Origin of the sequence: Paenibacillus mendelii (assembly GCF_024498075.1) — a bacterium.
Classification (GTDB): Bacteria; Bacillota; Bacilli; order Paenibacillales; family Paenibacillaceae; genus Paenibacillus_Z; species Paenibacillus_Z mendelii.
Genome location: NZ_JANHOF010000005.1, coordinates 471,364 through 493,447 on the forward strand (window position 1 = coordinate 471,364; position 22,084 = coordinate 493,447).

Consider the following 22,084-nt stretch of genomic DNA (forward strand, 5'->3'; position numbering starts at 1 on the left):
GGATCTAATGGTACGTTATTATTTTGACCATGCCGCATCAACCCCGATACATCCCGAAGTGGCAGAAGCGATGCTGGACGTGTATACCCGCATTCCAGGCAACGCTTCTAGCTTGCACAGCTACGGCCGCTCGGCTCGCCAATTATTGAATCAATCGCGCGATTCGATCGCCAGTCGGATCGGCTGCATGTCCTCAGAGCTTATCTTTACCTCCGGAGGCACGGAAAGCGATAATACCGCGCTTGTTGGTTCGGCCAAAGCAATGAGTAAGCGGGGCAAGACCCATATCATTACATCAGCCGCCGAGCATCATGCGGTATTGCATACTTGCAAAGCTTTAGAGAATGAAGGTTTTAGCTTGACTGTACTGCCCGTCGATGAATACGGGATCGTCTCGCCCGGCGATGTAGAAGCGGCCATAGGTCCCGAAACCGGCTTGATCAGCATAATGTATGCCAACAATGAAACCGGAACGATCCAACCCATCGCCGATATCGGAGAGATTGCCCATATACACGGGATTCTCTTTCATGTCGACGCTGTTCAGGCGTTAGGATCGATTCCGATCGATTTGAAGGAATTGCCGGTTGATCTGATGAGCTTCTCCGCGCATAAGCTGAATGGACCGCAAGGAGTAGGTGCCCTCTATATAGCCCGCCAGTCCCCGTTTGAACCGCTGCATCACGGCGGTTCCCAAGAGCGGAAGAGGCGTGCAGGCACCGAGAACCTCGCGGGCATTGCCGGATTTGCCAAAGCGATTGAAATTTCTGTGAATTCAATGGCGGAGAGGAAACTTTTTTTGGACAAGCTTCGTCTAGAGTGGGTAGAGCAGATGTACAAGCTGACGGGATCCGGACAATTAGTTGTGAACGGCCATCCTTCGATGCAGCTGCCCCACATCGTGAATATGAGCTTTATCGGTATCGATACCGAAACGATGCTCATGAATTTAGATGTGGAAGGCATCGCGGCATCCAGCGGTTCTGCCTGTACGGCGGGTTCACTTGAGCCCTCTCACGTATTGAAGGCAATGGGAATTCAGCGCGAGCGCTTGAACTCTGCTGTTAGATTTAGCTTCGGTTTGGGGAATACTTTGGAGGATATCGAACAAGCGGCCAAAAAAGTTGAAACGATATTAGGCCGCATTCGTAATAATGCCTAGGAGGCCTCCTCAGACTGTGATTAGACTTCAGCATTTGATCGGCCTACCCGTACTGGAAGTTGACGCTGGCAAACAGGTCGGACATGTGAAGGATGCTTGGTTTGACGAGCATTGGCAGCTGGGCGGCATCGTCCTTGATGCAGGCAGACGATTCTTATCCTCGATGAAAACCGTGCTCTGGAACGATGTTCTTATCTGCGGGGAAGATGCGATTCTCATTATGAATGAAGCTTCTGTCCGTAAAGCAGAACCCGCGGAAATTCAGCGTTCCTTCTACACCGGGCCTGTCCGTCTTAAAGATTTACCTGTGATTACGATCGACGGTGAGCAATTAGGCCGCGTGTCGGATGTTTATTTTAATGAAATACAGGGTACACAAATAGTAGGTTATGAGCTTACCGACGGTTTCATAGCGGATGTGATGGAAGGGCGCAAATGGCTGCCTGTTCCATCCGACCCCGATACCGTCATGCTCGGGGAAAACGCGATTATCGTTCCGGCCGGTAGTGAATGGCTTATGGAGCCGGTCGCCGCTTCTGATTCGGTTATAGGGAGAAATGAACCATGAGATGCCCCAATTGCAACTCGAAGGATATCGGCAAAATTGGTTCCCATCAATTTTATTGCTGGGGATGCTTCATTGAACTTACGGTGAATGGAGATAAGATGTCTGTCTTTCAAGTTGAAGAAGACGGGACATTAAGCTCGCTCGACGATTTGTTTTTTGAAGAAGAAGCGCCTCAAGTTCACGCGAACTAATGCGAGGCAGGATGTAGACAAAGACGACCCTAGCGGTCGTCTTTTTTTTGGTTCAATTATCCGGGTAAGAGCGTTCCATGTGCACTTTTCCTGCCGGCAGGGGATGATTCGGACAACTTGTACATATACTGTAACAAATGATGAATTCCGGTGACTGCGGGTGGGCAATACATGGTGTTTAAAGGTAAAAGGGGGCGGGGATGATGGAGCGGTTCACGAATAACCGTTTGTTTATGTTGCTCGTCTATATCATTCTCGGGTTAATTGCCCTGTACTTATTGCTGCTCATCAAACCAATCATCGTTCAAGTGTATGGTTTTCTCAAAGCGGTGATAGCTCCATTCTTGATTGCCATGATCATATCGTATGTATTAAATCCAATTGTCAGCCTGTTAGGAGAGCGTAAGGTGCCTCGGACAATGGCAGTTCTGCTCATCTATGCGGTATTCGTCGCTTCGCTGACGGTTATTTTACTCAACGTGATACCGATGTTTATGGAGCAGCTGCAGGAGCTGAACGATCATATGCCGGATTTAACGATGCGCGCGCAGAGCTTAGTCAATGATTTGAATAATTCCTCGTTTCTGCCGGAGAGCATTCGGAGCGGGATTGACAGCTCGCTGTTGAAATTGGAAAAACAAGCATCAGAAGCGATCTTCGATTTCGTTAATAATATTGGAGCGATGCTGAATGTTGTATTCATCGCATTCATCATTCCGTTCTTGGCGTTCTACATCTTGAAGGACTTCAATGTGTTCGAGCGTACGATTCTTACGTATGTGCCAAGGCCGCACCGGAAGCATGCCGTACGCCTGCTCAAAGATATCGACAACGCGCTGGGCAGCTACATTCGCGGACAATTCCTCGTTTGCGTCATTGTTGGCGCGCTTGCGTATATCGGTTATTGGATCATCGGCATGCCGTATCCGATTCTATTGGCCGGCGTAGTGGCGATCACGAACATTATTCCGTATCTCGGCCCTTTCTTCGGGGCTGCCCCGGCGCTGGTTATGGCATCCACCATATCGTTAAAAATGATGCTGCTCGTCGTTGCTGTTAATACGGCCTGCCAAATTCTCGAAGGAAACATTATTTCTCCGCAGGTGGTCGGCCGTACACTGCATATGCATCCGCTCTCTATCATATTTGCTTTGCTTGTCGGGGGCGAGATTGCGGGTATCGTCGGGATGATCTTGGCGGTTCCCATCTTCGCTGCTTTAAAGGTCATTATCCAGCATATGTTCGCTTATTATGTCAGGCGAAAGACCATTTGACAGCAGACCGGGGAAGCCGATATACTATATGTTAATATGTGATTCAGTTATATGTTAAATCGTGGATGAAACATAAAGTATGCTATAGACCGTCAATCAGAGATGGAGTTACGACGCGAGCGTATCGGCGCCGTGTTGGCTGCGATAATTCCAATGACGAAGGATAGCGGAAAGCTGGTTTCGGAGTGTGAATGAACTTCACCGGTTGGACCCGTTAACGTCTGCTTGAGGAGATTGCCGCAGATTGTCTGCCGTTCTATCGGCTATGAAGACATTTGGGCAGTAACTAGGGTGGTACCGCGAATTGATTCGTCCCTGTTTTTGCAGGGGCGTTTTTCTGTTTTTCTAGAAACCAATGGAGGCGTTTAATATGAAGGCTAGTGAAATTCGTTCCAAATGGCTCGCGTTCTTCGAAAGTAAAGGACATCACGTCGAACCGAGCGCGTCACTCGTACCGCATAATGATCCATCCCTTCTGTGGATCAATGCGGGGATGGCACCGCTGAAGTCGTATTTCGACGGAAGGGTGATACCCGACAATCCGCGTATCGTCAATTCGCAGAAGTGCATCCGCACGAACGATATCGAGAATGTCGGTAAGACGCGCCGGCATCACACTTTTTTTGAAATGCTCGGCAATTTCTCGATCGGCGACTACTTCAAGGAAGAAACGATTTCATGGGCTTGGGAGTTTCTGACGAGTCCGCAATGGATCGGTTTCGATCCGGAGCGCCTGTCCGTTACCGTTTATCCGGAGGATGAGGAAGCATACCGCTATTGGAACGAGAAGATCGGCTTGCCGGCAGAGCGCATCTACAAGCTTGACGAGAACTTCTGGGACATCGGTGAAGGCCCTTGCGGTCCGTGTACCGAAATTTTCTATGACCGGGGCGACAAGTACGGCGATCTGTCCGATCCTGAATGCTGGCCGGGTGGGGAGAACGAACGGTTCCTGGAAGTATGGAATCTTGTGTTTTCGCAGTTCAATCATAATAAAGACGGCAGCTATACGCCACTTCCGAATAAGAACATTGATACAGGCGCAGGACTGGAGCGGTTTGCATCTATCTTGCAGGATGTGCCATCCAACTTCGATACGGATCTGTTCCGTCCGATTATCGACAGAACCTGTGAGATTGCAGGCGTCCGGTACAACGAGAACGCGGATCATGATGTTGCGCTGAAAGTCATTGCCGATCATATTCGTACCGTTGCTTTCGCTGTAGGAGACGGTGTACTGCCTTCGAATGAAGGCCGCGGCTATGTGATCCGCAGGCTTCTGCGTCGTGCAGTCCGTTATGGAAAGACACTTGGTGTCGACCGTCCGTTCCTTTACGAGCTGGTGAAGGTTGTTAGCGGCATTATGGGCGTATACTACACTGAGGTTGTCGACAAGCGCGAGTTTATCGAGAAAGTGATCCTCTCAGAAGAGGAGCGCTTCCACGAAACGCTGTCCGACGGACTATCGTTATTGTCCGAACTGGTAAAAGCGGCAGAGACTGCAGGTATTCGTGAAATTAGCGGTCAGGATGCGTTCAAGCTGTATGACACATACGGTTTTCCATTCGACCTGACGGAAGATTACGCGATAGAACAAGGAATGACGGTTGATCGTGCCGGCTTCGATACTGCGATGGAAGAGCAGCGCGAACGTGCGCGTGCGGCTCGCCAGGATACGGGCAGCATGAACGTTCAAGGCGGAGCACTCTCCGAGCTGACAGAGAAGTCGGAGTTCATCGGCTATCAACAGCTTATGATCGAAGACGCAAAGGTATTAGCCATCGTGAACGAAGCTTCCTTGGTGGAATCTGCGGAAGCAGGCAGCCGGGTTCTCGTGCTGCTTGACCGGACACCGTTCTATGCCGAGAGCGGCGGTCAGATTGGCGACCGTGGTACGATTTCGGACAATGGCTTCACGTTAACGGTAGAGGATGTTACGAAAGCGCCACATGGCCAACCGATCCATCATGCTGTTGTTGCCAGCGGAATTGTACGCGTTGGGGATTCGGTTGCCGCTTCGGTTCTTACGGAGACACGGGAAGCGATCATTAAGAACCATACCGCGACGCATTTGCTCCACCGCGCATTGAAGGATGTTCTTGGTGAGCATGTCAATCAAGCGGGTTCTTTGGTTGAACCGGATCGCTTACGCTTCGACTTCTCTCACTTCGGCAGCATCACGCCGGAGGAGCTTGCTGATATCGAACGCCGTGTGAATGAGCAAATTTGGCTGGGCACTCCGCTTCAAATTGATTACAAGTCGCTTGCCGAAGCCAAAGAAATGGGAGCAATGGCGTTGTTCGGTGAAAAATATGGCGATGTCGTACGCGTCGTACGCGTAGGCGATTACAGCTTGGAATTGTGCGGTGGCTGCCACGTGGCCAATACGGCTCAGATCGGATTGTTCAAGCTGATTGGCGAGAGCGGAATTGGTTCGGGCGTTCGGCGTATAGAAGCTGTCACAGGCCGCAATGCCTATGAGTACATGGAAAGTCAACTGGAGCTTCTGAAGCAGGCTGCGAACCTGCTGAAGTCCAACACAGCAGATGTACCGAAACGAATCGAAGCTTTATTCGCTCAGACCAAAGAGCTGAGCCGGGAGAATGATTCCCTGCAAAGTAAGCTGAGCCGAATTGAAGCTGGCTCGCTAGAGACGCAAGCGAAGACAGCAGGAGGCGTTACCGTACTGGCTGCTCGTGTAAGCGCGCCTTCAATGGATGCGCTGCGTGGCATCGTAGATGAGCTGAAGACCAAGCTTCCTGAAGCGGTCATCATTCTTGGCGCAGCCGCTGAGGATAAAGTGAACTTGGTTGCGGCCGTGTCGCCGGGGCTTGTGAAACAAGGCTTTAACGCCGGCAAAATCGTCAAGGAAGCAGCGGCAGTCTGCGGCGGAGGCGGGGGCGGACGCCCGGACATGGCACAAGCAGGCGGAAAAGATCCATCTAAATTAGACGAAGCGCTGCGAATTGCTGAAGAACTGGTTCTATCACAGGCAAATGTGATATGATAAGAATATAAATGGGCTGTTAAGCGGCTTGGAAAGTGAGGTGCTGGCGATGAATTCCATGGACAAGACGATGAAATTCGACGTAAAGGCGGAAGGGCTTGAAACTTCTTCGAAAGAGATCATTCTCTCGGTATACGATGCATTGCAGGAGAAGGATTACAATCCGATCAACCAGATCGTCGGCTATTTGTTGTCCGGAGACCCCGCATACATTCCGCGGCATAACAACGCCAGAAGTTTAATACGCAGAAAAGAGCGTGACGAGCTGATTGAAGAGCTTGTTCGGTCCTATTTAAGTCAGCACCGCAAGTAACCGAAGAAGAAATGGGGCCGATACACGTATGCGCATCATGGGGCTGGACTACGGCGACCGCAGAATCGGCGTTGCAGTCAGTGATGCCTTCGGCTGGACGGCACAAGGTGTCGGCATCGTCGAGAAGCGGCGCGATGGCAGCGAGATCGATTCATTCGTTAAGCTGCTGGAAGAACATGAAGTAAGCGAGATCGTGGTTGGATTACCGAAGAACATGAATGGTACCATCGGTCCGCGTGGCGAAATTTGCATCGCATTCGCACAAGATTTACAGCAAAAGCTAAATGTACCCGTTCACCTTTGGGATGAACGACTGACAACGGTAGCCGCGGAGCGGACCTTGCTTGAGGCAGATGTCAGCCGTAAGAAGCGAAAGCTGGTCGTGGACAAAATGGCGGCAACGCTCATTTTGCAAAATTATCTCGATTCTAAAACGAAAAGGTGAGGGTAACGATGACAAAGGACGACATGCAGTACGAAGAGCCAGAAATCATCTATATTCCAGATGAAGAAGGCAATGAGGAAGAGTTCGAGGTAGTCATGAAGTTTGAGGTAGACGGATCCGATCAGAAATATATGATGGTCGTTCCGCTTAACTCGGAGTCCGAGGACGAAGAAGCTGACGAGGTGTATGCATTCCGTTATGAAGAAGACGGTGATGACTTGAAGCTCTACACGATCGAGGATGAAGAAGAGTGGAACATGGTCGAAGAGACGTTCAATACGCTGCTTGGCGAGATTGACGAAGAGAAAGACTGACCATTGCTTAAACGAGAAAGGGGCGCCTTGCGTGTCTACGGTGCAACGAATTTCCGTATTACAGAATGTCTTCGGCCGTGAAGTTGAACTAATCGGCGAAGATGGCGGTACCGAACCGTTTGAAATCGTCGCTGAGTTTCAGCTTGGAGAACAGGCATACGCCGGTCTGCAATCCGCGCGCATGCGCAAGGAAGATGAGGTTGCCTTTTTCCGTATCGTGACCTCAAGCGGAACTGAACCTGGGCTTGAATCCATTGATGATGAAGATGAATGGGAAGCAGCCGCTGAAGCTTACGACGATCTGCTGTTTATGAGCGACGAAAGGCCATAAACGGTGCAGTCTATGAATAATAGGACGAAGAGGGCGGTGCAAACCGCCCTTTTTTCACGAAATGTTTAGGACTGCCGCTCCTTATGAGCCGGCATAAGTTGTTTGAAACGGAGGATTGGCGTTGGATTACTCAGAGCGGCAACCGGGTGAAGAGAAACCGGTAAAGAAGAAAAAACATAAAGCTGGACCGAGTCGAGGAATCATTACGTTATGGGTTATCGTCTCACTTCTTACAGTCATGATACTCATCGTCGGCGGTGTAGCATTCTATATTTGGAACGGCTTACGCCCGACTTCCGCAGGAGAAGTGAAACAGGTGGAACTGAAGCAGGGGATGTCGCCGTTTAAGTTTGCTGAAGTTCTCGAGGATCAAGACATCATCCGCAACGCATTCATATTCAAGTACTACCTGCGTCTTAAGGATGAGGGGCCGCGTTTCCAAGCCGGTGTATATGAATTGAAACCGGGTATGGATAAAACAGCCATCATAGCCAAGCTGAATGCTGGCGAAACGCTGAAGGAAGAAACGATCCGCTTTACGATTCCGGAAGGATATACGGTCGAACAGATTGCAGATACACTAAGCAAAGCCGGCGTGGTTGAGCGCGCTGCTTTCCTGAAGCTGACGGATACGGATAAGACGTGGGGTGATGCGGAATCCGTTCGTTCGATTCCGAAGAATAAACAAATGAAGCATCGTCTGGAAGGCTATATGTTCCCGGAAACGTATGAATTAGAGAAGGGCAGCACGCCAGACATGATAATAGAGCGGATGCTGAAGGAGCTGGACCGCAAGCTGAACGGGCTTCCGGAGAACTGGGAAGAGACGCTTGCTGAGCGGGAAATTGATTTTCACCAGCTGATGACCATCGCCTCGCTTGTAGAACGCGAGGTAGTAGTGGACGAAGAACGACCGATTGTGGCCGGGATTATCTATAACCGCTTGGCGAAGAAGATGCCGCTGCAAATCGATGCAACCGTTCAATACTCGTTGGACAAGCCCAAGGAGCGTCTATATGAGAAAGACTTACTTGTGGATAGTCCGTACAACACCTATCAAATCAAGGGCCTTCCTCCAGGGCCAATCGCTTCTCCGAGCCTGAAATCCATTGAAGCGGCTCTATTCCCGGAGAAGACGGAGTTTTTCTATTATGTGACCAAGAAGGACGGCAGCAACAAGCATTTATTTGCCCGTACATTGAAGGAGCATAATAAAAATATTCGCGATAGTAAGGAAACGTCACAATAGGGGCGTTCCGCCATCCAACAAGCTAGGGATCCGTTCAGGATTCCTAGCTTGTTTTATTTTCATGGGAGCGCGGAAGCCGAATGAATGATATCAATGATAATAGTCGTCCTCTAGTCCTACTCTCTTATCGGTCTATTGACCCGCTGAGAGTATTTTTTATGGAACTATTTCTATATTTGTTCTAACTTTATGATCATGAACCGCCGATATACGAGATAGATGAAGATTGGCAATTGTGTAGAAAGACTCATAATAACTTATTGATATAGGTTGTTTTTGTCTATTACCGAATGGCTGGTCTAGATTATGTATGGGAATAAGAGCTGTGCATCCGCGCCAGTCCAACAACAGCAGGATGTAAGGCCAATATTATATACCAGGTGGTGTCTCACATTGAAAACCAGGGATAAGAAGAAAATCAAATCGAAACCAGAAGGAAAGAAGGTTAAGGAGAATTCGTTTTACTCAACGACGCGTAATGGAGTTAATCTAAGAAGTCCCTTGAAGTCGGTTGGCATGAAGTTATTCTTAATCATTTTCTCTGCCATACTTTTATGTGTGCTTGTTGTAGGTTTGTCCTCGTATTCCACTTCAAAGTCGATTATCCAGAAGAAGGTATCGGAGTTTAGTAAGATCGCTCTCGGACAATCTACGGGTAAGCTGGATCTCATGTTTCAGAATTATGAAGACCTGTCCATGCAGATGATGCTGGATAAAACCTTGCAGGCTGAGATGCTGGTGGTAAGCAAATCGACGGATGAATATGCGAAATTCGAATCCACTAGAAAAATAACGGAAAGTCTGATGATGTACATCATGGGCAATCAATCGGTGTCCAGTGTGAATCTGATCCCACTGGGTGAAGGAAAAAAACCGATTACGAATGGAACATCGATTGATAACGCTCAGGAAACCGATTGGTTTAAAGAAGTGGTCAAGCTCGACGGCCGGGTGTTATGGTTGCCGGTTCAGCCCAAGGGATTAGGCAATTCCGGCTCAGCGACCTTTGCGCTTACGAGACTCATTAAGAACACGACGACGAATGAAGGCAACTTCGTGCTTGCTATGGAAGTGCATCTGAAGCAATTAACGAGCCAACTCGAGGATCTGAATATCGGTGAAGGCAGTGAAATAACAATTGTTGATGCAGAGAATAATGTCGTATATGATGCCAATCTGGAGCAGATAGGAAAGCCTGCTACTGTAACGCTGCCGAAATTCGACAAGAGAAAGACGAAGGACGCTTTCGAAGCCAGTGACAGGGCCGGCGAGCAAGTGCTGGCTATCTACAATAACTTTGATTCGATGGATTGGCGCTTATTAGGAGCGGTTCCCGTAAACGAGCTTGTGAAGGATGCGGGACAAATCCAGAAAATGACTTGGATGATTGCAGGTCTTGCCGCGCTTCTTGCTATTGGTATTGGATTGTTCGTTATTCGAATGGTGGCGATTCCGCTCGTCAAGCTTCGTAACCTGATGAACGAAGGAGAGCAAGGCAATCTGGCAGTTCGTTCCGATTTCAATGGGAAAGACGAGATTGGCCAGCTATCACAGAGCTTCAATCAAATGATGGCCCAGATTACGACTCTTGTTAATCAAACGAGCCAGTCTGCTCAGGATGTTCTTAACACGGCAGGCGATCTGGCGGATGCTTCGAAGAAGACGGCGATATCTGCCAAGGAAATTGCGGTTGCAACCGAGGAAATTGCGAACGGTGCGACCAGCTTGGCGGTTGAAGCCGAGAAGGGCAGCGATCTGACCTCTGACATGGGGCAGCAGATGAATCAAGTTATGAGCGCGAATGGGCAGATGGGCTCTGCAGCCACAGAAGTGGAGAGAGCGAGTCAGCAGGGTACCTCTTACATGAACATTCTCATCGAGAAGACAGGGCTTACGGAAGAGATGACCCGATCCATGGTGGAGAAAGTCGATCGCCTGAAAGAAAGCACGAGATCGATCCGCAAAATTCTCGATGTGTTGAACAATATTTCGAAGCAGACGAATATTCTATCCCTTAATGCAACGATTGAAGCCGCACGTGCGGGTACAGCGGGTAAAGGCTTTATGGTTGTTGCGGACGAAATTCGGAAATTAGCTGATCAATCCAGGCAGTCGATTGATATTGTCGGCCAAATCACAGAAACGATTCAAAGGGAAATTGATGAAACCGTACAAGTTTTATCGAATGCTTACCCGATATTCCAAGAACAAATCGGTTCGGTTAAAGAAGCGAATCAAATCTTCCTTACGGTTCAAAGCCAGATGGGCGAATTTGTCCAACGTCTTCAATTGGCCACAGAATCTGTTACGGTGCTCGAGCATTCCCAGGTCGTGCTGTCAGAGGCTATGGGTAATGTCAGTGCGGTAGCGGAAGAGTCGTCGGCGACCTCCGAAGAAGTGGCATCACTGAGCAATGAGCAAACGAACATCAGTGAGGGCTTAGTCAGACTTTCGGATAAGCTGGAGACGGTATCGAAAGAGCTTAAGGAGTCCTTGTCGAGATTCCGTACATCATAGAAATAATCAAGGGGCTGCAGCTTAAGTCGGGTTATGACTTGAGCTGCAGCCCCTTGATAGAATAGAATATAAAAGAAGAGGCGGATCCAAAGGATCCGCCTCTTCTTTTTTGATTATTCTCGGTTTTGCGTGAAGATCATAATATACTTAACTAGCTCCAGCAGCGAAATCAATGCGGCTGCTACATAAGTAAGCGCAGCTGCGTTGAGCACCTTGGCGACGCCTCGTTCTTCTTCGTTAGCGATAAAGCCCTCAGATACCATAATTTCGCGTGCGCGGTTGCTTGCATTAAATTCGACTGGCAGCGTAACTAATTGGAACGCGACTGCTGCAGAGAAGAATATAATGCCGAGACCGATCAGTCCCGTAAAGTTGAAGAGAAACCCTGCAATCAGCAGGAACGGTGCGAATCCTGAAGCGAAATTAACGACAGGGAACATCTTGTGACGAAGGGCAAGCATCGGATAGTGCACGCTATGCTGGATCGCATGGCCAACCTCGTGGCAAGCGACCGAGATGGCCGATATGGAGCTTTCATAATAAACACTCTCGGATAGACGCACCGTCCGGTGAATCGGATCGTAGTGGTCGGAGAGCGTACCTGGAACCGGCTCTACGGGTACGTCGTGAAGACCATTGTTATCAAGCATGCGTCTTGCGGCCTGGTAGCCGGTTAAGCCGCTTGAAATAGGTACGTCTGACCAACGCTTGAATGTTCCTCGCACCCGGAATTGAGCCCAGATTGAAACAGCGAATGCGATGAGAATCAAGAAGTCCATCGGGTGAAAAAACAACATTGTCGTTCCCTCCATTAATATATGCAGTTTTGAGTGAAGCTTACATGAGTCCGCCCTTGTTTAACAAAAGCATTAAAGCTTCCACACAAGCAGCTGTTTGCGGCACAAGGCGCTTGAACAGCTTATTCGCTTGCTTGGGCTTCAGTTGGCTGAGAACGGGCTCAAGCTCTTTCACTTCCCGCTGAAGACGTTCTAAGTGAAGCTCCAGGTCTGTTAGCTTACTGGACACATGCTCTTCGGAAGAGATCTTTTTCCAATCGTCGAGGGTTGTTTTGATTTCCTCGAGAGAGTATTTGTCCTTCTTCATTTGTACAATACGTTTCAGGCGAAACAAAGTTTCGTCGCTGTATAGACGATAATTTTTGGCTGATCGACTGTCCGGCTCGATCAAACCGGTTGAGGTATAAAAGTCGATGGTGCGCGGGCTGACCTCAGCTAACTTAGAAAGTTCGCCGATGCGGTATAATGTTTTTTCTGCCAACCTCTTCACCTTCTTTCTTTAACTTGCATTGCGGTTTTTTCACTTATATATATGATACCGAATAAAGAACCATACAGTCAAACGTTATGCTTTGAAAATTTGATGACAGAAAAAACCTGACATGGATTGTCCTGAATTTGCAAGATGTCGAATGTGCAGGAAACAGAGTTGAAGGAAAAAACCTTAAAAAACCTGATATCAATGATAAATCATAGGTAAAATAGTACAAAAACTTAACAATCGAGTCCATTCCAACGTTCAATGTTAGATATTTATACAAAAATCCTAAATTTCAACTTGTCAAAATGAGCCGTTCTGACTATAATGACATTAAGTATTTCATATCGTGTAAACAAACATAACACTTAGGGAGTGGTCTCAATGGTCAAGAAGCTCGTGCTATCCTTAGTCGCATTGTCATTAGTATTTCCGGCAATGGCATTCGCGGATCCAACTACAACTTCGCTGGATATGGGCTTAAATGCATTATGGATACTTGTCTCATTCATCTTGGTCTTGCTGATGCAAGGCGGATTTATTCTTCTGGAGGCCGGTTCCACCCGAATGAAGAATGCAGGCCATGTTGCAGGCAAGACGATCTTTACAGTAGGTCTTGGTTCCTTGGTATATTGGGCGGTTGGATACGGTCTAACGTTCGGAAGTGATAATGCAGAAGCCGGCATTAACAAGATCATCGGCTGGGGAAGCTTCTTCTTTGAACCGGCGATCACGGCGCTGGAAGGTGACAGCTATCCGTCAACGATTTACTTTTTGTTTCAGCTGGCATTTGCTATGATCGCACTCAGCATTGCTTGGGGCGGGTTCGCAGAACGCGCAAAGTTATCATCCTACCTTGTATTTACGCTATTATTCACATCTGTCATATACCCTGTTATCGCTCATTGGATCTGGGGCGGAGGCTGGCTCGCGGCGGACGGCGCGCAAGATTATGCCGGTTCTACGGTCGTTCACTTGACTGGTGCTCTTGCAGCATTCGCGGCTACGGTCCTGCTCAAGCCTCGTATCGGTAAATTCAACAAAGATGGTTCAGCTAATGAAATTCTCGGTCATAACCAAGTGTTCAGCGCTCTATCGGTATTGCTTCTGTGGGTTGGCTGGTTCGGCTTCAATGCAGGCAGCGCGGTTAGCGTTGGTGATGGATTCTTCGGCTATGTAGCCTTCAACACGCAGCTTGGAGCAGCAGCAGGTGCGGTAGCCGCATTACTGATCTCTTGGCTTGTAACCGGGAAAGCGGACATTACAGCAACGCTGAACGGTGGGCTAGCAGGTCTAGTCGCTATCACGGCTTCATGTGCATTCGTTGATCCATGGGCAGCGGTTGTGATCGGTCTCGTTGCAGGCGTTCTGGTGTTCTATAGCGTGAAATTCTTCGAGAAAATGAAAGTCGACGATCCGATTTATGCTTTATCAGTACACGGTGCGGCTGGTATCTGGGGGACATTAGCCAACGGTATCTTCGCTACTCAAGTATTGGCTGAGAAGGTCGGCGTCGGTCAAGGCGGTCTTATCGATACGGGCAGCTGGCATCAACTGTGGATCCAATTCGAATCCGTCGTCGTATGCGGAGCTTATGTTCTGGCGGCATCCTTCCTCATCCTTGGCGTCATGAAGATGGTTATGGGCTTCCGTGTTACGGAGGAGCAAGAAATTATTGGTCTTGATCTATCTGAGCATGGTACGTTCGGCTATCCGGAGCAAATGAAAAAGGTCCAACAAAACCTGTAGTTCCATGATAAAATCAAAGTAGATTTTATATGGATCGAAGGGAGAGGGCGGTATGAGCGATCCGGTCTACGCGCATATGCTGACTCAGATCGGCACCGCCGATGACATAAAGACTCTGCGCGGCTTACGGGATCAAATCCACAGACAAATGGAAGCTCTGCTCTTAGAATGCCCCGTTGAACGATTATATTCCACTCTGAATGAGATGCATGACGCGCTTATTGGGCGCGTCATGGTTCTCGCGGAAGAACAGATGGCACGGTCGGGGAACGGTTCCCCACCCGTGCCATACGCATATATATTGTTCGGCAGCGGCGGCAGGGAAGAGCAGACCTTATCGAGCGACCAGGACAGTGGGTTACTCTATGAAGATCCAGATGATGAAGCGAGCAGAGACGACGCTTCGCGGTATTTCCGAGACTTTGCCGAAATTGCCGTTCAAATGCTGCAGCAGCTGGGCTATCCGCCCTGCGATGGCGGAGTTATTAGCAGCAATCCGGAGTGGCGAATGTCGCTATCGGAATGGAAGACGAAGCTCAACGGCTGGTTCCAGGATCCTGATTGGGAACGCGTTCGTTATTTGCTAATTGTGGCAGACGGACGCTGTGTGTATGGGGAATTAAAGCTAATGCAAGCGTTCCAGGATCATTTTTATTCCGATATGCTGCGGAATCCGATCATTGTGAAGCATATGCTCAGCAACACGATGAGACATAAAGTGTTGATCGGGGTATTCGGCCAGCTGCTGAAAGAGGAATACGGACAGGACGCAGGCAGCTTGGATGTGAAATACGGGGCTTATATTCCGATGGTGAACGCGGTCCGAATGATGGCCGTCCAGTCAGGGCTTCGGGAATCGTCGACCTTAGAGCGTCTTCGCGGTTTGCTGGAGAAGGGCAAGCTGTCCTCAGAGGACGCCCATGCCTACTCTGAAGCCTTCCGATTGTTCTTGCGGCTTCGTCTCATGACAACCGAGCGTTCGGTGGATGGCATGTTTGCGAATACCGGCAAGCTGGCGAGCAGTAAATTGAGCAAAGAGCTGACCGATGAGCTGAAGAGCAGTTTGCGTGTAGGCAAAAAACTGGAGCGGCGTGTAAATAAACAAACCACATGATGTCTTCAGGCAAGGCGGAGGGAAAACCATGAAGGAGCAAAGAAGCGTCGGACGAATGTGGCATTTATACAAAATGGGCGGCATCACACCGGCGGTTGCCTCGATGCTGGGCGCGCAGAATGCGCAGCAAATGGCGTTTATCCGCTCCATGTCAAAGGAGCAGCGCAAGCAGTCCGTCATGGACCAACCGCTGCGCGAGATGGAAGTCGTCGTGTTCGATCTGGAGACGACAGGCTTCTACCCGCTTAATGGCGATGAAATCCTGTCGGTGGGCGCAGTTGTATTGAAGGGGGAGGAGCTTCAAGAAAGCCGCAGCTTTTACAGCCTTGTGAATCCAAAACGCCGTGTGCCAAAGCATATTACCGATCTGACTGGAATTACGAATGAAATGGTGGAGAATGGTCCGGATTTGATGCAGGTGCTGCATGATTTCATGGAGTTTATCGATAAGCGAATGCTGATTGCCCATGCCAGCGGTCATGACAAGCAGTTCCTGAATGCCGCGCTCTGGCGCACGTCCAAGATTAATTTGACCCATCGTGTCCTGGATACAATGCTGGTAGCCAAGTGGCTGGATCCCAAACGTGAAGGATACGGCTTAGACGAGCTGCTGGAGGATGCCGGTATTGAAATCACCGAGCGCCATCATGCACTGGAGGATTCTATTATGACGGCGAAGCTCTGGCAGTATTACTTAAAGAGAATCTTGGAGCGCAATATTGTTACCTTAGGCGATCTATATGCTTACTTGAGTAAACATTAAGGGAATGAATGATGAGCCGCTAACTTGATACGGCTGAACGTCAGGCTGCTTCGGATTAGCTAGCGAAACAATCCAGTATGTCATCGCGGCAGCATGCCGTATCCCGATCGCATCGGCTGTGGAGGGAAGCGGCGGAGTACCCGGATGGGAATGATAAAAACCGACAAGCGATTGTCGGTTTTTTTGTATGGCGTAGCAAGCCGCAATCCAGTCTTGAGGCTCGAATGAAAAGACATGCTCTTGGTCTTGCGCTGCGTTGCGAATGGGATAAACAGCGTTAATCCGTACAATTCCCGGCGATTTGACGCCGGCATCATGGGCTGCGAGTACACCGCATGCTTCATAGGGCAAGGCTACCGTACAAGTCTGAATGAGCAAGCGGTAAGCCTGCTCGTCGATCTCGGCGCGAAGCAGGAACGGGTGAAAGCTATTTTTCTGCAAATCAGCCATATTCGATCGATACCTCCGCCTTCATCGTCACTAGACTTAAGTATAGCCTAGATGCGGCTGCGAAGGAATGAGATCGGTCTTGGGAGGACCGCAACCATAGGTTGATCAGCCCGTATCGCCGGCTTTCTTTGGGGGATGAACGAACAGCGCAACGAGTGCCAGCGCGGCGAAGGAAAGTCCGGCAACGACAAAGTAGAGCAGCATATCAGAACGTGCCGCCATCCAGCCGAATAAAGGCGGTCCGAACGCAACGCCGAAGAAACGAAGGCTGCTGTAGAGTGATGTGATCATTCCGCGATGCGCCCGGTCAACAGCACCGGTGATGAGCGTATTCAGACATGGCAGGAGCAGCCCGGTACCTACGCTGCTCAAGGTAACAAAACCTATAAGCGCGTACAGATTACGGTACAAGAGAGCGGCTGCAACGAGGGATGCGCCCATCAATGCCAAGCCGATAACCATAAGGCGGCGCATGAGGACACCGTTGCTCTTGATATGGCGGCCCGTCAAGAAGGCAGTAACGACCAGACCTAAGAGCGGAATGGCGAGTACACCGCCCTTGGCGACCCCGTCAATGTTATAGGGGGCCTTCTCCAATACATCGGATAGCCGGAACAAGACGCCAAAGAGGATGAATAATCCGAGGGACCCGGCAAGAAACGCGGAGATCAGCCAACGGCCCTTTTCCTTGAACAGCTTGACAATGTCGGCGACATATTGCTTTACAGAGGTGTTCTTCTTCTCCGCTTCCGGTTCCTTAATAAGAAGCATCATCGCGAGGAATGAACCCGCACAGAAGACTGGGAAGGCAAACAAAGGAGCGTACCATACGATTAAGGCGAGCAGCGAACCAATAATTGGACTCACAACCTTACCGGCTCCGTTCGATGCCTCAATCAAACCAAGCGCCTCACTCTCGGCGCCGTCCTTGTATTTATCTCCTACAAGAGCCATCGCGATGGGTGAAGTACCCGCTGCACCGATACCTTGAAAAGCACGGGATGCGATTAGAAGGCCGTACGAATTCATCAGAGCGCCAATGCCTGCCACGATACCTGCGATCCCATAGAGAGCCAGCGAGGGGAGAATGACCGCTTTCCGCGAGAACCGGTCTGATAAATAACCGGCGATGGGGATGATCAATCCTGCCGCAACTGAGAAGAGCGTAATGACCATACTGGCTTGAAAGCCGGAGATGCCCATTTTGCGCTCCATCTCGGGCAGGATTGGCACAAGCATGGAGTTACCCAGCACAAGAACGAGCGGTACGCTCGCCAGGGCGATGTACTCCCGCCATTTTGCGCCGCTACCGCCAGATTGCTTCTTCTTGTCTTGTTGCTCATTCGTGCTTTGTGTCCGGAGCTTACCTGGCTTGGACAGCCCGAAGCCTGATTTTATTTTTTCCATTGTCGTTAAACTCCCATGTCATGAAGTGGCGTATATGAGTAATGTGCCCTTCAGCTTGAGCTTCCATTCCCCGGCATGGTAACATGGGAAGTGATGAAATCAAATGATCACAACGAACCATGAGAACGATGGAGCAGAAAGAAGGCATAGCATGAAGCGTACGCTCGTTTTGTTGGCTGTCATACTCGTACTGGCATTGGCGGCGGTCTATCAGAATAAAGGGAAAACCGAGGAGGCTGTCACCGCATCAGCGGAGACGAAGCCTAAACCGGGCTTCGCAGCCCCCACACTTGACCTGCCGGACTTAAATGATCAAGTGGTGGCTGTTGCCGGGAAACGCGATCAACTGTTGCTCGTCAACTTCTGGGCTTCTTGGTGCGGTCCTTGCGAGCTTGAGGCGCCAGACCTGCAGGAGCTGTCGGAGGAATATAAAGGGGATATGGTGCTGTATGGCATTAACGCAACAAGTTATGACAAAGAGCGGCAAGCAAGGGAATTTGTAGAGGAATATAAGTTTACGTTCCCTATTCTGATGGACCGTGAAGGTAAAGCGGCGGATTTGTACAAAATCACGACGTTTCCAACCAGCCTGATCATTGACAATGAAGGTATCGTACGAGAGCGGGTAACCGGGGTTATATCGAAGCAGGAATGGCAAAGTAAGATCGAGAAGTGGATTAACGTTCAGAAGAAGTCGCAAATCGAAGAATCAGAAGCTTCATAATACAAATAACGCCACGCTGCTAGCATAAGTGCTAGTGTGCGTGGCGTTATTTGTATGAGATGGCTTAATGATTTACCAGACCGAGCCGTTCGCGCGGTTCGTCTTGCGAGAAGCTTACAGGGGACATGCTTAGCAGAGCGTATCGGATACTATCGACGAGAGCTTCCCAGCTGGCTTCAATGACATTGCTGGACACGCCGACCGTGCTCCAGGTGTTATTGAAGTCTGTTGATTCAATTAGGACGCGCACTTTCCCTGCAGTTGCATCCTTCTCGTCAATGACGCGAACCTTATAATCGGACAGATGGATGTCATTGATTCTCGGGTAGAATTGAACAAGCGCTTTGCGAAGCGCATTATCCAGTGCGTTGACGGGGCCATTGCCTTCCGCAGCCGTATAAACGGATTGCCCGTCGATGTTTACTTTCACGATGGCCTCGGAGTTCATATGACCGTTATGCTTCTCCACCAGCATCTTGAACGATTCAAGCTTGAATATTTCTTTCATATCTCCAAAGGCGTCTCGCAGGAGCAGCTCGAGCGAAGCGTCGGCCCCTTCGAATTGGTAACCCTGGTGCTCGAGATCCTTGATGCGTTCCATGATGGCTTTCGTTTTCTCGTTATTGGCGTTGATATCCAATCCAAGCTCCTGAGCCTTGGAGATAATATTGCTTTGCCCTGCTAGCTCGGATACGAGGATCCGCTGTTTGTTGCCGACAAGCTCCGGACGAATATGCTCATACGTCTTGGAGTCCTTCATAATGGCCGATACATGGATGCCGCCCTTATGGGCGAACGCGGCGTTGCCTACATAGGGTTGTCCGACCGGCATATGAACATTGGCGATTTCACTGATATAGCGGGCTGTGCTCGTGAGGGATTGCAATTGGTCATCGCTAACGCAGCGATAATCCATCTTCAATTGAAGCGTTGGAAGAATCGAGCAAAGGTTGGCATTGCCGCAGCGCTCTCCATAACCATTGATCGTGCCTTGCACTTGTCTAACGCCAGCTCCGACGGCCGCAAGCGTATTGGCTACAGCCAGCTCGCAGTCATTATGTGTATGAATGCCGAGTGGTGCGGTTAGCTCTGCGCGCACGCGCGAGACAATCTCATGAATCTCGGTAGGGAGCGTGCCGCCATTCGTGTCGCAGAGGACGACCCAATCGGCTCCGGCTTCCTGCGCTTGACGAAGAACGGCAAGGGCATACTCTGGATTATGCTTGTAGCCATCGAAGAAATGCTCCGCATCGAAGATCGCTTCCACACCGCTGCGCTTCAAGAAAGCGAAGGAATCGTAAATCATCGACAGATTCTCTTCGAGCGTGGTCTGAAGAGCCGTATGCACATGGAAATCCCACGATTTGCCGACCAGCGTGGCTGCCGGAACGCCGGATTCGACAATGCGAAGAAGATTGGAATCCTGCTCTGCGGTACTGTTCTTCCGTCTTGTACTGCCGAAAGCGGTGATCTTGGCATTGAGCTTCAGCCCTTTGACCCGCTGAAAAAACTCGATGTCCTTGCTATTGCTGCCTGGATTGCCGCCTTCAATATAATGTACGCCTAGAGCATCAAGCTTCTGAGCGATTTTCAACTTGTCGTCGGCCGATAGGCTGATTCCTTCGCCCTGCGTCCCATCCCGCAGCGTTGTGTCAAAAATAGAAATTGTGTTCGTCATAGCTTGGACACCCCTCTTATACAGTACCTATCGGAAATCATAATTTCATTATTATAACACCAAATGCGGGAAGCGTAAACGAAGCAGCGCACTCTAAAGCTGTGAATTCAGCGGCTTTGTGAGGTTTGGTTGACGGGGCTATACAGCAATTGTATGCTCAATAGGGTGAGGATTATGAATGAACAAAAAAGCATGTCCAAAGGACGAATAATCGTTCATCTGGATATGAACGCGTTCTACTGCTCCGTCCATGAAGCGGAGGAGCCTGAAGCTTATAAAGGAAAGCCGACGGCTGTCGCCGGAAGCGTCGAGCTTCGCAAAGGGATTATTGTTACTTCATCCTATGCAGCACGGCAGAAAGGCGTCAAAACCGGGATGACCGTGCGTCAAGGAATGCGCATATGTCCGGAGCTTATACTGATTCGCCCGGATTTTGAGCTGTACCGCAAATATTCCCGAGGGTTCATGTCGGTTGCCCGTCAATATACGCCTCTGGTCGAGGCGACTTCGATCGATGAATGTTATTTGGACATCACCGGATCATCGGCTTTCGGTGAACCGCTCGAGATTGCCCATACCATTCAGAAGCGGATACAAGGCGAATGGAATCTGCCCTGCTCGATCGGAGTTGCGCCCAATAAGCTTCTTGCGAAGATGGCCTCGGACATGCATAAGCCGAATGGGTTCACGGTCCTGAGGATTCGGGACGTTCCGCGATTATTGTGGGGTAAGCCGTGCGAGACTTTATTCGGCGTCGGAATGAAGACGGCGGATAAGCTCCGCCGGTTGAATATCCGAACGATTGGCGAGCTGGCGGCCGCTGAGGAAGCGATGTTGATCAAGCACTTTGGCGTAGCGGGGTCATGGATGAAAGCAGCCGCGCACGGCATCGATCATTCGCCGGTCAATTCGAATCGCGAACGCAATAAATCGATTGGGCATACGACAACTCTACCCCAGGATGTGACGGCAAGGGCCGAAGCGCATCGGATCTTATTGAATTTAGCCGATCAGACTGCGAGAAGGATGCGCAGGCAGAAGCTTGTCACACGCGCTGTGCAGATCGTCATCCGCAAGCCGGATATGACAACGATCAACCGTTCGATAACCTTGGATGTGCCCACTGACGCAACGAGCGATATTCATCATGAGGCGGTCAAGCTGTTCGATAAGTACTGGGAAGAAGGGCAGCCGGTCCGATTGCTGGGCGTTACTCTCCAAAGCTTGACGCTGCGGGACGAAACAGCCGTTCAGCTCGATTTGTTCAGTTACGAGGAACAGCCCCGTAAAGATGCGCTAACTAAAGCGATGGATAAATTGCGGGATAAGTACGGCGAGGATGCCGTCCTGACTGCCGGGATGCTGGGGGATGATCCATCAGCACTGATCCGGAATAAGCGGCTTCGCGGCACCTCCCTGCAAACGGATGAGCATATGTTGAGTGATGAAGAGTAACAGAATAACGACCCCGTTCCCGGAATTTGGTCAAACCCCCATTCAGTAGACATTGAAAAAACACCTAGGCTACAAGCTGGTTCCTGTATTCAACAGGA

Annotated in this window: 21 protein-coding genes; 16 read left to right on the top strand and 5 right to left on the bottom strand. The window is 49.8% G+C overall.

Annotated elements, in window-relative coordinates; translation table 11 throughout:
• Nucleotides 1–7: 7 nt before the first annotated feature.
• From NNL21_RS19515 to NNL21_RS19565, 11 genes are all read left to right on the top strand, one after another.
• Nucleotides 8–1,162: a cysteine desulfurase family protein gene (locus NNL21_RS19515; protein ID WP_204818874.1), complete on the top strand. Its 1,155-nt coding sequence runs from the start codon at nucleotides 8–10 to the stop codon at nucleotides 1,160–1,162.
• 16 nt (nucleotides 1,163–1,178) lie between these two features.
• Nucleotides 1,179–1,730: a PRC-barrel domain-containing protein gene (locus NNL21_RS19520; protein ID WP_204818875.1), complete on the top strand. Its 552-nt coding sequence runs from the start codon at nucleotides 1,179–1,181 to the stop codon at nucleotides 1,728–1,730.
• Entirely contained in the window at nucleotides 1,727–1,921 is a 195-nt protein-coding gene (locus NNL21_RS19525; protein ID WP_204818876.1) for a YrzR-like zinc ribbon domain, read from the top strand. Before NNL21_RS19520 ends, NNL21_RS19525 begins: the two co-directional genes overlap by 4 nt.
• Before the next feature lie 203 nt (nucleotides 1,922–2,124).
• Nucleotides 2,125–3,195: an AI-2E family transporter gene (locus NNL21_RS19530; RefSeq protein WP_204819109.1), complete on the top strand. Its 1,071-nt coding sequence runs from the start codon at nucleotides 2,125–2,127 to the stop codon at nucleotides 3,193–3,195.
• A gap of 370 nt (nucleotides 3,196–3,565) precedes the next feature.
• The gene (gene alaS, locus NNL21_RS19535; protein WP_204818877.1) at nucleotides 3,566–6,202 is read left to right on the top strand and encodes an alanine--tRNA ligase; all 2,637 of its coding nucleotides are present in this window, start codon (nucleotides 3,566–3,568) and stop codon (nucleotides 6,200–6,202) included.
• Between the two features lie 49 nt (nucleotides 6,203–6,251).
• Entirely contained in the window at nucleotides 6,252–6,515 is a 264-nt protein-coding gene (locus tag NNL21_RS19540) for an IreB family regulatory phosphoprotein (RefSeq protein ID WP_204818878.1), read from the top strand.
• A gap of 28 nt (nucleotides 6,516–6,543) precedes the next feature.
• Nucleotides 6,544–6,960, top strand: a complete 417-nt coding sequence (gene ruvX, locus NNL21_RS19545) for a Holliday junction resolvase RuvX (protein ID WP_204818879.1) — start codon at nucleotides 6,544–6,546, stop codon at nucleotides 6,958–6,960.
• A gap of 8 nt (nucleotides 6,961–6,968) precedes the next feature.
• Nucleotides 6,969–7,274 carry a DUF1292 domain-containing protein gene (locus NNL21_RS19550; protein ID WP_204818880.1) on the top strand — a complete coding sequence of 102 codons (306 nt, stop codon included), beginning with the start codon at nucleotides 6,969–6,971 and terminating at the stop codon, nucleotides 7,272–7,274.
• Nucleotides 7,275–7,305: 31 nt separating this feature from the next.
• Nucleotides 7,306–7,605, top strand: a complete 300-nt coding sequence (locus NNL21_RS19555; RefSeq protein WP_256555339.1) for a DUF1292 domain-containing protein — start codon at nucleotides 7,306–7,308, stop codon at nucleotides 7,603–7,605.
• A 121-nt stretch (nucleotides 7,606–7,726) separates the two neighbouring features.
• Nucleotides 7,727–8,854 carry an endolytic transglycosylase MltG gene (gene mltG, locus NNL21_RS19560; RefSeq protein WP_256555340.1) on the top strand — a complete coding sequence of 376 codons (1,128 nt, stop codon included), beginning with the start codon at nucleotides 7,727–7,729 and terminating at the stop codon, nucleotides 8,852–8,854.
• Between the two features lie 516 nt (nucleotides 8,855–9,370).
• Nucleotides 9,371–11,371, top strand: a complete 2,001-nt coding sequence (locus tag NNL21_RS19565; RefSeq protein ID WP_204819111.1) for a methyl-accepting chemotaxis protein — start codon at nucleotides 9,371–9,373, stop codon at nucleotides 11,369–11,371.
• 113 nt (nucleotides 11,372–11,484) lie between these two features.
• Here the strand turns inward: NNL21_RS19565 and NNL21_RS19570 are convergent, their stop codons facing one another.
• Together NNL21_RS19570 and NNL21_RS19575 are read right to left on the bottom strand one after the other, a co-directional pair.
• A complete protein-coding gene (locus NNL21_RS19570; protein ID WP_204818882.1) occupies nucleotides 11,485–12,168 on the bottom strand; it encodes a zinc metallopeptidase in 684 nt (227 codons plus the stop codon).
• 40 nt (nucleotides 12,169–12,208) lie between these two features.
• Nucleotides 12,209–12,649 (bottom strand): MerR family transcriptional regulator, encoded by a 441-nt coding sequence (locus tag NNL21_RS19575; RefSeq protein ID WP_204818883.1) that lies wholly within the window; start codon nucleotides 12,647–12,649, stop codon nucleotides 12,209–12,211.
• Between the two features lie 381 nt (nucleotides 12,650–13,030).
• Between NNL21_RS19575 and NNL21_RS19580 the strand changes: the two genes are divergently transcribed.
• From NNL21_RS19580 to NNL21_RS19590, 3 genes are read left to right on the top strand one after another with little or no spacing between them, the layout of a single operon-like run.
• Complete coding sequence (locus NNL21_RS19580) at nucleotides 13,031–14,395, top strand: ammonium transporter (RefSeq protein WP_204818884.1); 1,365 nt, start codon at nucleotides 13,031–13,033, stop codon at nucleotides 14,393–14,395.
• Between the two features lie 52 nt (nucleotides 14,396–14,447).
• The gene (locus tag NNL21_RS19585) at nucleotides 14,448–15,509 is read left to right on the top strand and encodes a DUF294 nucleotidyltransferase-like domain-containing protein (RefSeq protein ID WP_204818885.1); all 1,062 of its coding nucleotides are present in this window, start codon (nucleotides 14,448–14,450) and stop codon (nucleotides 15,507–15,509) included.
• Between the two features lie 28 nt (nucleotides 15,510–15,537).
• Complete coding sequence (locus NNL21_RS19590; protein ID WP_204818886.1) at nucleotides 15,538–16,272, top strand: 3'-5' exonuclease; 735 nt, start codon at nucleotides 15,538–15,540, stop codon at nucleotides 16,270–16,272.
• Here NNL21_RS19590 and NNL21_RS19595 read toward each other — a convergent pair.
• A complete protein-coding gene (locus NNL21_RS19595) occupies nucleotides 16,246–16,722 on the bottom strand; it encodes a M67 family metallopeptidase (protein WP_204818887.1) in 477 nt (158 codons plus the stop codon). The two genes, NNL21_RS19590 and NNL21_RS19595, sit on opposite strands and share 27 nt — an antisense overlap.
• A gap of 105 nt (nucleotides 16,723–16,827) precedes the next feature.
• Entirely contained in the window at nucleotides 16,828–18,129 is a 1,302-nt protein-coding gene (locus NNL21_RS19600; protein ID WP_204818888.1) for an MFS transporter, read from the bottom strand.
• Between the two features lie 151 nt (nucleotides 18,130–18,280).
• Between NNL21_RS19600 and NNL21_RS19605 the strand changes: the two genes are divergently transcribed.
• Nucleotides 18,281–18,853: a TlpA family protein disulfide reductase gene (locus tag NNL21_RS19605; protein WP_204818889.1), complete on the top strand. Its 573-nt coding sequence runs from the start codon at nucleotides 18,281–18,283 to the stop codon at nucleotides 18,851–18,853.
• A gap of 64 nt (nucleotides 18,854–18,917) precedes the next feature.
• Here the strand turns inward: NNL21_RS19605 and cimA are convergent, their stop codons facing one another.
• Nucleotides 18,918–20,531, bottom strand: a complete 1,614-nt coding sequence (cimA, locus tag NNL21_RS19610) for a citramalate synthase (RefSeq protein WP_204818890.1) — start codon at nucleotides 20,529–20,531, stop codon at nucleotides 18,918–18,920.
• Nucleotides 20,532–20,705: 174 nt separating this feature from the next.
• Between cimA and NNL21_RS19615 the strand changes: the two genes are divergently transcribed.
• A complete protein-coding gene (locus tag NNL21_RS19615; RefSeq protein WP_204818891.1) occupies nucleotides 20,706–21,986 on the top strand; it encodes a DNA polymerase IV in 1,281 nt (426 codons plus the stop codon).
• Nucleotides 21,987–22,084: the final 98 nt, after the last annotated feature.